13 protein-coding genes are annotated in these 14,723 nt (G+C 31.1%); 2 read left to right on the forward strand and 11 right to left on the reverse strand.

Annotated features, from left to right (window positions below; translation table 11 throughout):
* Positions 1-172: 172 nt before the first annotated feature.
* Genes DIC82_18825 through DIC82_18840 form a run of 4 tightly spaced genes read right to left on the reverse strand, consistent with a single transcriptional unit; the run spans position 173 to position 5,573 of the window.
* Complete coding sequence (locus DIC82_18825; GenBank protein AWK52922.1) at positions 173-2,386, reverse strand: alpha-galactosidase; 2,214 nt, start codon at positions 2,384-2,386, stop codon at positions 173-175.
* A gap of 55 nt (positions 2,387-2,441) precedes the next feature.
* Positions 2,442-3,272 (reverse strand): sugar ABC transporter permease, encoded by an 831-nt coding sequence (locus tag DIC82_18830; GenBank protein AWK52923.1) that lies wholly within the window; start codon positions 3,270-3,272, stop codon positions 2,442-2,444.
* Between the two features lie 15 nt (positions 3,273-3,287).
* On the reverse strand, positions 3,288-4,226 hold the full coding sequence (locus DIC82_18835; GenBank protein ID AWK52924.1) for a sugar ABC transporter permease: 939 nt from the start codon (positions 4,224-4,226) through the stop codon (positions 3,288-3,290).
* A 54-nt stretch (positions 4,227-4,280) separates the two neighbouring features.
* A complete protein-coding gene (locus DIC82_18840) occupies positions 4,281-5,573 on the reverse strand; it encodes a sugar ABC transporter substrate-binding protein (protein ID AWK52925.1) in 1,293 nt (430 codons plus the stop codon).
* Positions 5,574-6,030: 457 nt separating this feature from the next.
* Here DIC82_18840 and DIC82_18845 point away from each other — a divergent pair, with 457 nt between their 5' ends.
* Positions 6,031-6,888, forward strand: coding sequence for an AraC family transcriptional regulator (locus tag DIC82_18845; protein AWK52926.1), 858 nt, complete (start codon positions 6,031-6,033; stop codon positions 6,886-6,888).
* Between the two features lie 247 nt (positions 6,889-7,135).
* Here DIC82_18845 and DIC82_18850 read toward each other — a convergent pair whose 3' ends face one another.
* From DIC82_18850 to DIC82_18865, 4 genes are read right to left on the reverse strand one after another with little or no spacing between them, the layout of a single operon-like run.
* The gene (locus DIC82_18850) at positions 7,136-7,441 is read right to left on the reverse strand and encodes a hypothetical protein (GenBank protein ID AWK52927.1); all 306 of its coding nucleotides are present in this window, start codon (positions 7,439-7,441) and stop codon (positions 7,136-7,138) included.
* Positions 7,441-7,959, reverse strand: a complete 519-nt coding sequence (locus DIC82_18855) for a hypothetical protein (GenBank protein AWK52928.1) — start codon at positions 7,957-7,959, stop codon at positions 7,441-7,443. The genes DIC82_18850 and DIC82_18855 overlap by 1 nt, the downstream gene beginning before the upstream one ends.
* Positions 7,940-8,392, reverse strand: coding sequence for a hypothetical protein (locus tag DIC82_18860; protein ID AWK52929.1), 453 nt, complete (start codon positions 8,390-8,392; stop codon positions 7,940-7,942). The genes DIC82_18855 and DIC82_18860 overlap by 20 nt, the downstream gene beginning before the upstream one ends.
* Positions 8,389-8,901 carry a sigma-70 family RNA polymerase sigma factor gene (locus tag DIC82_18865; protein AWK53136.1) on the reverse strand — a complete coding sequence of 171 codons (513 nt, stop codon included), beginning with the start codon at positions 8,899-8,901 and terminating at the stop codon, positions 8,389-8,391. The genes DIC82_18860 and DIC82_18865 overlap by 4 nt, the downstream gene beginning before the upstream one ends.
* 242 nt (positions 8,902-9,143) lie before the next feature.
* Here DIC82_18865 and DIC82_18870 point away from each other — a divergent pair, with 242 nt between their 5' ends.
* The gene (locus tag DIC82_18870; GenBank protein AWK52930.1) at positions 9,144-10,514 is read left to right on the forward strand and encodes an 8-oxoguanine deaminase; all 1,371 of its coding nucleotides are present in this window, start codon (positions 9,144-9,146) and stop codon (positions 10,512-10,514) included.
* Between the two features lie 248 nt (positions 10,515-10,762).
* Here DIC82_18870 and DIC82_18875 read toward each other — a convergent pair whose 3' ends face one another.
* The 3 genes from DIC82_18875 to DIC82_18885 all read right to left on the reverse strand — a co-directional run bounded on the left by DIC82_18875 (position 10,763) and on the right by DIC82_18885 (position 14,447).
* On the reverse strand, positions 10,763-11,275 hold the full coding sequence (locus tag DIC82_18875) for a PTS glucose transporter subunit IIA (protein ID AWK52931.1): 513 nt from the start codon (positions 11,273-11,275) through the stop codon (positions 10,763-10,765).
* Positions 11,276-11,602: 327 nt separating this feature from the next.
* Positions 11,603-13,027, reverse strand: coding sequence for a 6-phospho-beta-glucosidase (locus tag DIC82_18880; GenBank protein ID AWK52932.1), 1,425 nt, complete (start codon positions 13,025-13,027; stop codon positions 11,603-11,605).
* Positions 13,020-14,447, reverse strand: coding sequence for a PTS cellobiose/arbutin/salicin transporter subunit IIBC (locus DIC82_18885; GenBank protein ID AWK52933.1), 1,428 nt, complete (start codon positions 14,445-14,447; stop codon positions 13,020-13,022). Before DIC82_18885 ends, DIC82_18880 begins: the two co-directional genes overlap by 8 nt.
* Between the last annotated feature and the right edge of the window lie 276 nt (positions 14,448-14,723).

Below are 14,723 nucleotides of genomic sequence, written 5' to 3' on the forward strand. Positions count from 1 at the left end.
TTTTAACATATTATCCAAAACATCTGCTTGAGTTGTAAGTTCCTCGCTAGATTCTGTATTTTCTTCTGCTATAATCAATATTAGTTTTTATAAGACACATTATTATGAATTACTATATAAATAAGCAGTAGATATAAACTAATGACTAACTTATATATCTACTGCTTCTAAATTACTTATCTATTTCTTTCAAATGATATATTACTGAAGTAAAGTCTCCACCCTCTTCACAGAAATCTTCTGATTTCACCGGAATTCCAGCAAACATTAATTCGTTTCCAAAAAACGATTCCTTTTTATTGTTATTTATATAATATTTTTTATTTTCATCTAATCCTTGTAGCTTTATCCTCTTAAAACCTTCATTAGCTGTGTTAAGTATTTTATAATAACCAACTATTGCTTCAGATTTATCTTCTGATGCAACCATCCAAGAATTTAATTTATTCTCAAAAGGGCTTATAAGCCTATAAAAAGTTCCCTTTTGTATTAATTCTCTGTTTTCTTTCATAAATTTAACTTGTTTCTTCACAATAGCTCTTTCTTCTTCGGATAAATGATTTAAATCTAACTCATATCCAAAAGCTCCAAAATAAGCTACATTGGCTCTAGTTTCTAGTGGCGTTGTTCTAAAAGCTTGTTGGTTTGGCACTTCAGATACATGAGCTCCCATACAACTTATTGGGTAAACATATGAAGTTCCATATTGTATTTTCATACGTTCAACTGCATCTGTATTATCACTTGTCCATCCTTGTGGTGCATAATAAAGTATTCCTGGATCAAATCTTGCGCCACCGCTTGAACACGATTCAAATAAAATGTGTGGAAATTCAGATGTTAGTCTTTCATATAACGAATACACGCCTAAAATGTATTCATGCATTACTTTTCCTTGATTTTCTGCAATTGTAGATACGCTATAACATTCAGTAATGTATCTATTCATATCCCATTTTACATATGATATTGATGCCTCTCTGAACACTTTTGACATTGCATTATAAATATAATCTACAATTTCTTTTCTAGAAAAATCTAATGTATACTGATTTCTACAATGAGACGCTGTCCTGTTTGGTGTATGAATAATCCAATCTGGATGAGCTCTGTATAAATCACTATCTTTATTTACCATTTCTGGTTCAAACCAAAGCCCAAATTTCATGCCCATATTTTCTATTTTCTTTGAGAGTCCAACTATCCCATCTGGAAGCTTTTTAATATTTACATACCAATCTCCGAGCCCTGCTTTGTCATTATTTCTACTTCCAAACCATCCATCATCTAATACAAATAATTCTATACCTAAGTCACTTGCAGTTTTTGCAATGTTTAATATTATATCTTCATCAAAATCAAATGTTGTAGCTTCCCAATTATTTATTAGAATTGGTCTTGCCTTATCTCTCCAATATCCTCTAGCAAGTCTGGTTCTATATAATTTATGGTAAGCCTGACTCATTCCGTTTATTCCTTTATCAGAATAAGCCATTACAACTTCTGGAGTTTGAAAACTTTCATTTTTATTTAGTATCCATTCAAACATACTTGGATGAATTCCTAACATAATTCTAGATGTATCATGAGTATCCACAATAACTTCGCCTAAAAAATTCCCACTATAAACTAAGCTAAATCCATACACTTCACCTTCGAACTCAGTTGTGCTTGGTCTCTTCAATGCTATAAATGGATTATGCTCTGCACTACTTGTCCCTCTCAAACTATAAATTGATTGAACTCCATGGTCTAATTTTTTATTTCTTATATGTCTTTCTCTACCCCAAGCTCCAGAAAGATGCACCATTTCATAATCATAGTCTGGCAAATCTATACTACAACTCATGGCCTTTGTTAATGTAACTTTATCCTTTCCTTCATATATAAATTTTGCAGTCCTTGTTATTATTGGGAAGTCTTCATATATAGTGTAACTTAATAATAACCTTGTACTAATCAAATCATCATATAATATTATTTCTAAAGTTTGTGCTTCTTTCTCATTTTCTACATAGGTAGCTGGAAGTTGTTCTAATTTCTTTTTACCATGAAAAATATTATAGGATTGGAATTGAAAATTAGTGATTTTACTCCCATTTTCCTGCTTTATTTCAAATGCAGGATACCGAAAATCTGTTGTCCCATAAGAAGGATATTCTTGCCTAGTATGTTGCAGCGAGAAAAAATTATCCCCTTCAAATACATATGCTGCTAGTGGGCGCACACCCCCTTCAAAAAGATATGAAAATGATTCTTTATGATGTATCCTTTTTCCATAATATAAATTTCCCAACTGATTATTATCTAATATTTTTATGATATAACTTATCTCTTTATTGTATAGATGAAATTCCTTTGATTTTGTGTTGAATTTAATTGCCATGTTACTCCTCCTTATGTATTTCTACAAATTATCATAGTTCGTTAGAATTATTGAATTAAAGTTTTCCACCTGAAGTTGCTATACCTTCTATAAATTGTTTTTGGAATACAATATAAATTGCAAGCATTGGCCAAATTGCAAGTACAGAAGCAGCCATCAATTGAGGATAGTTAACAGAATATGCACTTTGAATTTTAGCAAGTGCCGATGATAAAGTTGCCGAATCAGCGCTAGAATTAATAATTAGAGGCCACATTAAATCCTTAAATGCAAATAGTGCTGTAAATATCCCAAGTGCAACTAGACCAGACTTAGTTAAAGGTAACATAACTTTTAAAAAGGTTTGTCCTATATTGCAGCCATCAAGTCTTGCTGATTCTTCTAATTCTTTCGGTAATCCCATAAAGAATTGTCTTAATAAAAACGTACCAAATGCACTAACAAGCCCTGGAAATAGAAGTGCAAATATTGAATTTCTCATTCCCATTTTATCCACCATCAAATATTGTGGAATTATAAAAAGTTGAACTGGAACCATCATTTGAAATAGTACAATTCCAAATAAAAAATCTCTTCCTGGAAATTTTAATCTTGCAAAGGCATAAGCTGCCATAGCGCTAAAAGCCAATGAGCAAAATATTCTTAAAGCCATCATTGCAAAAGTATTAAAATATAATATAATAAAATTGTTTTGTCTTATTGCTTCAAAGTAATTCTCAAGCTTCCAATCTGATGGAAAAATCACATATGGATTCATTGAAGTAGACTCTGATACAGTTTTAAATGATGTAAGTATCATCCAAATAAATGGTAATATCATAATTACTACTCCAAGCAATAGAAGTAAATGTATTAATAATTTTGAAGCATCTCTTTTCATTTTCATAATATAGTCCCCTTTCTACATGTAATTAACCCATTTCTTCTGTGCTTTCATTTGGAATACTGTAATTATCATAATAATAGCAAGAAGTAACATTACTATAGCTGAACCATATCCTTTATCTGCATACTTAAATGAGCTGTTATAAAATAAATAAACTAACGATACTGTTTTATCATATGCCGGACTAGCTACATCAATCATCATGTAAATAACATCAAATACCTGCATTGCCTGAATTATACTAGTAACAACAACAAAAAATAGAGTTGGAGATACAAGTGGTAAAGTAATATCGAAAAATTGTCGTACTGGTTTTGCACCATCAATACTTGAAGCCTCATAATAGTCTTTTGGTATTTCTTGAAGCCCAGCTATAAGTAAAACCATGCTATATCCAACCGTACTCCATATTCCAATAATAGCTATAGAATAAAGAGCAACATTAGGGTTATCAATCCAATCTACAGGTCCAACTCCAATTTTAGATAGGATATGATTGATAAGACCAAATTGATTGTTGTATAACCATTTCCAAACCATTGTTATTGCTGCTGGTGCAGCAATCATTGGAATGAAATATATTGTTCTATAAATACCTTTTCCCTTAATTTTAGAATTTAATAATACAGCTAAAATCATTGCTATTATTACTGTTACTGGTACAACTATAATTGTATATTTTAAAGTATTTCCTACTGCATGCCATACTTGGACATCTCCAAACATCTTTTTATAGTTATTTAAACCAACAAATATATTCCCTTTTCCAAAATCCCCACTCTTGAAAAAACTTAAATATAGAGTTTCAATAATAGGAATAATATTCAATATTATAAGTCCAATAATAGTAGGAGCGACTAAAAAATATGCCCATTTCCACTCATTAATTGTTCGTTTTGATGGTTTTCCTGTATTTACTGTTATATCTTTTGCCATGTATTCATCTCCTATCATGGTTATTTTAAAGATTACGGCAACCTTTTGCTGCCGTAATCTTTAATAATTGTATTATTTTTCCTCTTTCAATGCATCATTCATCATTTTAGCCGTTTCTTTACAAGCATCTTCTACTGTCTTTTCTCCAGTAAATGAACCTTTTAATACTTCATATGCCTTATCTTCCCACTTTGCAGTTGTATTAGAATATGGTCTTATTTGTGCATCTTTAACCATATCAATAAAGCATTTTATATCAAATGTTTTGTTTGAATTTACCCATGCATCTGCTGTACCATTATACGCAGAAATTGCAACTCCAAGTTCAGCTTGTTTTGTTTGTCCTTCTTTTGAACTTAAATATTGAACCCATTTCCAAGATTCTTCCGGGTGTTTTGTATTAGTTGAAATTGCATTTCCAAGTCCATTAAAGATACTAGCTCTCTTACCATCATTTGCTGATGGTAACACTGTAACATTTAAATTTTTAGTCATATAATCATTTGTTGCAAATCCGCTTAAATTCCAAGATCCAAATAATCCCATTGCGCATAGTCCATTTTGCATTGTCTCTGCACGTGCAGCATCGTCAAAAATCTTAGGTGACAATCCTTCACTAGTAAATTTCACGTAATATTTCATTGCTTCTATTGTCTTAGGATTATCATATCCTGATACTTTATCGTCAGTTATGATTGTCCCACCGTTTTGATATACAAAATTATAATATCCTTCTTGATTGTGTAAAGGTGCTAGGAATCCATATTGCTTTCCATCACCTGTTGTTAATTTTTTTGCTGCTTCATATAGTTTGTCCCAATTCCATGTTTCATCTGGATATGGAACACCTGCTTTATCAAACATTGTTTTGTTATACCAAAGACCTATAGTATCATAATCTTTTGGAATGGCGTATTGTTTATTATTTAAATTATATATCTTTACCAAACCTTCTGGATAATTTGATAATTTCACATCATCACTTTTACCAATTTTATCTGTTAAATCCATAAGCATGCCATTCGATGCATATCTATAAATTTCATTTGAATGCATCCAAAAAGTATCTGGAAGAGATCCCCCTGTAGCTGCTGCTTCTAACATTGTCCAATAATCATTCCAACCTGTTACTTGTATATCAATTTTTATACCTGGATTTTTCCCTTCAAATTCATCTGCCATTTTTCTAAGACCTTTTTCTTGATTAGAGTCCCAAATTCCGTAAGTAATGTGTACATCTTCACCACTAGATTTCTTAGATGAGTCTTGTCCTCCAGTTGTTACAGAATTTGAACTTCCACACCCAACAAGTCCTGTAACAGCTAACATGCTAGCTAAGATTAAAGAAACGATTTTCTTTTTCATAAATTTTCCCTCCTAATTTTTATACATCTTTAATTTTGTAAGCAAATATACTTTTAATATGTACTTTGCCACACTAATATTAAAGTCATGTTTCATATAATTTAATTTGTATAAATTATAAGCAAATATATATAATTATGATTAATGAGATTTGGGTAAAGCTTTTCAGAAGTAAGTAAAAAAACAAATTATATAGAATTTCTATATAATTTTAATCTTTATTTTTATATGTCAAATACTATTACCCATGTATGTCTTATTTTCAAGATTTACTCATTTTCTATGATTAAATCATATCATTAAAAAAAAATAAAATACATATATTAACAAAACTAATAATATATACTTTTGCTACTTTATCTAATTATTGCACAACTATAGACGCAAATGTATATATTTTATGTTATAATATAAAAAACTTTCTTTTTAAACGTTATCAAAAAGGAGGCATAAAATTTTGGCTGATTTTAAAAGTTATATTTTTAATAATATAAATTATGTGGATATTATACTTTATCAATTTGGCTCAGAACGTTGTGATCCACTGCATTCATTTGGTCCTACAGTTAAAAATCATTTTCTATTCCATTACGTTTTATCTGGAAAAGGAAGACTCTACTCATTTAATAATGGAATACAAAATGACGCTTCTATTTATACTATAAAAGCTGGAGAAGGCTTCTTATTAACTCCAAACATAATTAACACTTATGAGGCTGATAAAGATGATCCCTGGAATTATGTTTGGGTAGAATTTGAAGGTTTAAAAGCCCAACGATATTTAGAAGAAATAGGTCTATCAAGCAAACATCCGATTTTTACGCCTAAAGAATATAATGATGATAATTCTATAAAGGATAATTTGATGTTTTTATTAAATAACCCAAATGCGCCTGATTCAGCAATTTTAGGTCATCTTTATTTATTCTTTTATGCTCTGCTTGAAAACTCAAGTTTTAATAACATCAAGAGTACTAGTAACCTTCAAGAATTTTATGTAAGAGAAGCTATCAATTACATTGAAAAGAATTATAATAATAATATTTCAGTTGAAGATATAGCAAAATGGTGCAACTTAGATAGAAGTTATTTTGGTAAAATATTTAAAAATTCTATGAAAACTACTCCTCAAGAATTTTTAATTAAGTACAGATTATCTAAAGCATGTGAAATGTTGAAGGATGATACTATATCTATTAAGAAAATCTCAGAACTCACTGGATACCCAAATCAGTTTCACTTTTCTAGAGCTTTCAAGGAAGTCTATAATGTGTCACCTAGACAATGGAGAAATCAAAATAAAATCAATATATAATGACTCTGTAAAAATTCTCCATAACCTTAACACCATGAACTCCAGGAGCATCAGAATTTTAAAATATAATAATTATATTTTTTGTTAACTTGTTGCATTATTATCTAATTAAAATTCATGATTGGTAAAGCTACCCGTGACAATCAAAAAACACGACCACCTGTAAGTAGCTATTCAAGCCACATACAAATGGTCGTGGATTCCATGGTGGATTCGATATATAACCTTTAAAATCCACCAAATTTAATTAAATAGTTCCTCTAAATTCTGGTAAATGACTAATTATAAATTCAGCTCCCCCCATGCCCATGGCAAAGAATACCAAGATAATAACTAATATTATTGCACCAAAATCATATTGAATTTTTTCTTCTTTATTTATTATGTAGGCTACAATAATTTCTATTCCTACACTCACCAATATAAGAGGCCATAGGGATGTGATTAAAAGAATATTAATATTATTAGTAACTAACCTAAGTAAAAATAGTACTCCAAACACAACTAAAACAATTCCTGCTGTTAATGTACCTACTCTACGTCCCTTAATCATCAATCCTCATTCTCCATTTTCTTTCCCTTGATAAGCCTCATACCAAAGGCAATTATTGCCACGCCTATAATTACTTGAGGTGCCTGTCTTACTAAATGATAAATGATATTATAAATTTCGTTTGGAATTAGTGGTTGTAAAAAGTGCATTAAATTATTGAATAGCAAATAAACACCAAAAAATAATAATAACATACCTATTGCAAGTCTACGTTCTGCAAATACATTTTTATCTAATTTTACTAACTTATCAAGAGAAAACAAATACTTATCTTCTAAAATTGAAAACTTATCCTCATCTAAATTCATTCTATTTGTACAGTCGAAAAATGAATAGAACCAAATAAGTGGCGATATATATAATAATGGTCCTGTATCAAGCCAAGAAGAAAGAAATATTAAAAAGAAAAACACTGACATAAAAGATACACCTATCTTCATAAATCCCATATACATATGCCCTGCACCAGGAAGCATTGAAAAAACAAAAGTTAAAAATCTACTTTTTTTCTTTATCATTATAAAAACCCTCCAAATTTATTATTTTTTCAGAAAAACTATTAAGATTTGTGCTAATTGAGTTCACAAAACTTAAATCTATTGGCTTCACATAGTCCGTTTTTTCATTAGCCAGATAATTTAGTCCATTTGAAAAAACCATCATTAATGCTATACCAGCTGCAATTGCAACTTTAGCACAGTAAAAACCAAACTGAATATTATTTTCTTTCTTGCCTTTTATTTTAATTTGTACTTTTTCTTGAAAACCTGAAGGAGCTTCTGCAAGTTCATCATCATTAAAACTTTCTGCAAATGTACCAGCACACTTTTCACAATCACCAATATGCCCTACTACTGAAATTAATTCCTCATCCTTTAAAGTACCAACTTTAAGTGACTTTAATGTCTCTTCGGTTAAATGACCATTTTTATTAAATAATATACTATTCACATAAACTCCTCCTTCCATAAATCCTTTAATAGCTTTTTTGCTCTATAAAGTTGCGTTTCCAAAGTTTTAATGTTCTGTCCCGTTTCCTTTGCTAAATGTGAAAGTTTAATATCCCTGCAAAAATAGCTTATGGCTACAGTTCTATAAGGCTCTTTTAACTTATTACATACACTTTCTATCCTTTCCATGGTATTCTTTTTTACCAATGTTTCCTCTGGTGAATCCTCTTTATCTTCTAAACGTTCATATTCTTCCTCTGATAAACTTACTGTTATTCTTGCTTTATTCTTAATATAATCCTTGCACTTATTTGCAGCAATTGTAGTAAGCCAAGCTTTAAGATTATTACCATCAAATTTTTCACAGTTTTCATATGCAGATAAAAAAGTTTGCTGCGCCAAATCTTCAGCATCAAAGTAATTTTTCGTAAAGGATAGACAAATAGTGATAATTAAACGTTCATATTGTTTTATGCAACTTACAAATTGTTCTTTTTCAATATCTACCACCACCTTCTTTTATCCTTACATTTAATATAACGATTGAAAAATAAAAAACACTTCAATATTTATAAAATAATTTTTAATTCATATGATTATCTATTATAAAGAAAACTATACAAATATCAAAATAATTGATATTATAATACCAAGGAAAAATATAATTTTATATTTGCGCAAAACCGTGTAGAGTTAACCACTTTGAAATTACTCATTTCAAAGTGGTTTTTTATTTTAAGGAGGATTTTATGATGAAGAAATTACTTTTAAAGAACATTAGACATGCCATAACATTCAATGACAGAGAAGAGGTATTTGAAAATGTAGACATATTAATTGAAGGGCCTAAAATTACTTCAATAGCTACTTGCCTTGAAGTACCTGTTGAAACAGAAATTATTGATTGTACTGGACTTGTGGCCTTGCCAGGGTTTGTAAATACTCACCACCATTTGTATCAAACGCTATTTAGGGGAATAAAAGAAGTTCAAGAAAAACCACTTTTCCCATGGCTTATTGGTCTTTATGAATTTTGGAAAAACATAACTCCAGAGGCCGTCTATTATGGAGGTCTAGTAGGTTTTAGTGAACTTTTAAGAACTGGATGTACCTTAACTTCAGACCATCACTACGTATTTCCAAAGGACCAGCCTGACACATTAATTGATGAACAAATAAGAGCAGCACAAGAAATTGGAATTCGCTTTACTGCTACAAGAGGTTCTATGTCTTTAGGTAGAGATCAAGGTGGACTTCCTCCAATGTCAGTTGTTCAAGCTGAAAGTAAAATATTAGAGGATAGCGATAGACTTATAAGCAAATACCATGATACAAATGATTTTGCAATGACAAGAATAGCTCTTGCACCATGCTCACCATTTTCAGTTACCAAAGAATTAATGCTCGAAACTAAGAACTTAGCCAGAAAAAGAGGAGTTATGCTTCATACTCATCTTGCAGAAACTATTGATGAAGAGAGATTTTGCATTGAAAAATATGGTAGAAGACCATTTGAGCTTATGGAAGAACTTGAATGGGTTGGCCCTGATGTTTGGTATGCACATGGAATACACTTTAGCGATGCAGAAATAGATAGATTGAATGGATCTGGTATTGCCCACTGCCCTTCATCAAACATGAAACTTAATAGCGGTATCTGTAGAACTTCTGAAATTTTTAGAAAAGGTGGACATATAAGTATAGCGGTTGACGGAAGTGCAAGTAACGATGGTTCGAACATGTGGGAAGAAGTTAGACGTGCGTATCTTTTAAATCATTTAAAGTATGGAACTGATGGACTCAATGCATATGAAATACTAAAGATTGCAACCAGAGGTGGTGCAGATGTTTTAGGAAGGCCTGATACTGGGAGACTTGATGTTGGAAAGGCTGCTGATATAATACTATTTGATCTTAACAAGGTTGAGTATGCAGGATGCCATGATCCACTTGTTTCCTTAGTATGCCTTGGAAATTCGAGCTTTACCAAAATGACTATTGTTAACGGAAAGTTAGTATCAAGAGATGGACAGCTTATTACTATGAATACAGATGAAATTGGAAAGACAGCTCATAAAATTGCTGAAAATATAGTTAGCAATGAAAGATTACACAAAGGGTAATAATGAAACTATTCATCCTTTTTCATTCAAATTAAAATAACCCATGAAATTCAAATTTATGTATTTTGTGGGTTTAATTGTAGCGCTACCCCGTGACAATAAAAAACACGACCACCTGTAAGCAGCTATTTAAGCCACATTCAAATGATCGTGAGTTTCATGGTGGAGGCGAAGCGTAACCTTTGAAATCCACCAAAAAAATCTTATCTTATTTTAATCCAAAATATATTACATATTAACAACTTTACTTATAAAATTTTGATAAGCTTTTCTGATTTTTTTCTATGACCTTGTGCAAGTACTTCTATATCTCTATATTCATCGGAGTTTGTTACAATTATTGCTGTAGTAGTTGCATATCCTGCCTTTTGAATATCAGATATAGAAAATGTCATCAGTGATTGTCCACATTTTACTTTGTCTCCAGCTTTCACTAATGGATTAAAGCCTTTTCCATTCATTTTAACTGTATCCATTCCTATATGAATTAGTAGTTCTATTCCATCACAGCTTTTCAATGCAATTGCATGTTTTGTTTCTGTAATCAAAATAATTTCTCCATCAAAAGGTGCATATAATTTTCCATCGGTCGGCTTCATTGCACATCCTTTTCCAAGCATTTCTTCTGAAAATACACCATCATTAATTTCTTTCAAAGGAATTACTTCGCCTTCCATTGGTGCATAAATAAAGCCATTTTCCGTTTTTTCTATAATTGTTTCTTCTTGCTTTTTATTTATAAATTTTTGAAATATATTCATTTTATCACTCCTGGTATTTTACTCTTATTTTTTAATCAGATGATTATCTTTCTTTTATATACCACTCTGATAATTTATACATGGCTCATTTTTATTTTTTTCTACGTTCTTCAAACTCTTTTTCAACTTCTTCTAATTTATAAGTTACTATACTTTTTTATCTGATGTCTAGCCACTGTAACACTCCCACCTTCTATCAAAGTGAGAGATAACAGTGGCACGACCCTAGACGAGGTACCCCTTGAGGGTATAAGTTCAACTAACCTTCAGTGGGAGATTTACCCTCAAGGGGCACCTAGAAAACTCCCTCTGAAGCTAAGTTTCACTTTATATTAAACATTCACCGTTTGTTTCTATTACTTTTTTATACCAAGAAAAAGATTTTTTTCTTTTTCTCTCTAAAGTTCCAGTTCCATCATCTTGTTTATCTACATATACAAATCCATATCTTTTACTCATCTCTCCAGTGGATGCTGAAACTAAATCGATACATCCCCAAGATGTATATCCTAATAGTTCAACTCCATCTTCCATGGCTTCTTTCATTTCCATGATATGCTGTCTAAGATAATCAATTCTATAATCATCATTTATTGAGCCATCTTCTTCTATTGTATCTTTAGCACCTAGTCCATTTTCTACTATAAATAAAGGTTTTTCATATCTATCATATAGAGTATTCATAGTTATTCTAAGTCCTAACGGATCAATAGCCCATCCCCATTCACTAACTTCTAAATGAGGATTTTTTATAGATTTAACAACATTAGCTTCGGTTTGATTTTCCATATCCTTAGATGCACATCTAGAAGCATAATAACTAAAAGATATAAAATCTACTGTATTTTTTAATATATCCAAATCATTTTCTTCCATTACAATACTAACTTCTTTTTCTGCAAATACCCTCTTTGAATATGATGGATACTTACCTCTAGCCTGTACATCTATGAAAAATAAATTTTCTCTATCCTTTGCATGAGCCATCCATACATCTCTTGGATCACATGAATACGGATAAAAATCTCCTCCTGCAAGCATACATCCAACTTTATTTTCTGGATTTTGTTCATGAGCTATTTTAGTTACTAAGGCACTTGCTACTAACATATGATGCGCTGCCTGATACTTAACCTGATCTTTGTTTTCACCTTCCTTGAAATATAAACCGGCTCCCGAAAAAGGACTATGTATCAATATATTTATTTCATTAAATGTTAGCCAGTATTTAACCAAACCATCAAATTCTTTAAAGCAGCATCTTGCATACTTTTCAAAAAATCCTATCATTTTTCTGCTCTTCCATGATCCATATTTATTAACCAGTTCCATTGGAACATCAAAGTGACATAGTGTTACTAATGGCTCTATATTATATTTTTTACATTCTAAAAATAAATCTTTATAAAATTTAATTCCCGCTTCATTAGGTCTGCTATCATCTCCATTAGGGAAGATCCTTGTCCATGCGATTGAAGTTCTAAAAACTTTGAATCCCATTTCAGCCATCAGAGCAATATCTTCTTTATAATGATGATAAAAATCAATTGACTCATGACTTGGATAAAATTCATTATCTTTCAAAGTCAAATCTTCTTCTAACCCTAATTTTACTTTCATTCTGTTTTTTCCATGTGGTATAACATCTACAGTACTTAACCCTTTTCCATCTTCTCTATAAGCACCTTCAGCCTGATTTGCTGCAATAGCTCCACCCCATAGAAATTCTTCTGGAAAACTGTATTTACTCATTATCTGCCCCCATTATTTCAATATTATCTTCTGCTGGAATATCTTCAAATCCAAGTATTAGAGTTAATACGAAAGATAATACGACTGCCAGTATCATTATTCCAATTATCCAAATAAGGCTTGATGGATTTTGTGGATCAAAAAACTGAACACTTGTGAATAAACCTGGTGCAGCCATAGATCTACTTGCGAGTCCTGCTATCCCTGCTACGGCACCACATACACCACCTGAAATTAATGATGCTATTAAAGGCTTTTTAAATCTTAATGCTACTCCATACAGTGCTGGTTCTGTGATTCCCGCAATGATTGCAGAAGAAGCAGCTGCAATTGCAGTTTGTCTTAACTCTTTATTTTTAGTTTTGAAAGCAACAGCTAAAGCTGCTCCTCCTAATGAAAGGTTCGCACCTATTTCTGAAGGCATTACCATTCCTTCCATTCCTGTTTCTGCTATAGTTGTTAATATAGTTGGAGTAAATACTCTATGCATACCAGTCATAACAAGTAGTGGCCATAAAGCTCCCATTATTGCTACTGATACCCATCCTAATTTGCTGTGAACAAAATAAACTAAACCTGATATTGCTGTACCAATCCATATACCGAAAGGTCCTATTAATCCAATTGCTATTGGTGCTGCAATCAATACTATAATCGCTGGTTTTAAGAAATTTTTAGTTACTTCTGGTGTTATCTTATCTACAAATCTTTCAATATATGATAATATCCAAGTCATACAAAGTGCTGGTATTACAGTATACGTATACTTAACTGATGCAATAGGAATAAACGCTAAAGTTACATCCTTACCTTCTGATGCGCTTACCATTAGTTTCATAAACTCTGGATGTACCATAAGTCCTGCTATGGCAACAGCTAAATAAGTATTAGTTTTAAATTTCTTAGATGCTGATACTGCCACCATAATTGGAAGGAAATAAAATGCTGCATCTCCCATAGCATTCAGTAAGATATATGTAGTACTATCTGATGGTAGTACTTTTAACATAGATAAAATCATTACTACTAACTTTACCATTGAACCACCAATAATTGCTGGTATCAATGGTGACATTGTACTTACTAATGCATCCAATATATTAGTTCCAACTTTTTTGATAGTTAGCTTTTCTTTTTTTATTCCTTTTGCAACGTCACTTTGCTCTCCAAAGTTTCCTAATTTTAAAACTTCCTTATAAACATAAGATACATTATTTCCAATAATAACTTGATGCTGTCCACCTTGGTTCACATATCCCATTACTCCATTAATTTTTTTAATCTCATCCACATTTACTTTTGCGTCATCCTTTAAACAAACTCTTAAACGAGTCATACAATGAGTTACACTTTCAATATTTGAGATATCGCCTAAATTTTTCGCAATCGTTTTCGCAATTAATGCATAATCCTTTGCCATTTTATTACCTCACTTATATTTATTATTTTCGAATAGCTATTGAATTTATACTAATCTTAATTGAAAACGCGAATTTTGTCACTATGTAAACCATTATAAGAAACCTGTTTGTTTTTAAATAACTTGTTATTGCAAAAAAACAAAATGTTTTTTTACAATCAAAATCGAAATGTGTTCTTGACATTTCATATATTTAAAGAATTGTGATTAACAAACAAAAAATTATATATTTTCTATGTCAATCATACTTTTTAATTTTGAGGCGGAACTTTTTGC

Source organism: Clostridium beijerinckii, assembly GCA_003129525.1.
GTDB classification, from domain to species: Bacteria; Bacillota; Clostridia; order Clostridiales; family Clostridiaceae; genus Clostridium; species Clostridium beijerinckii_D.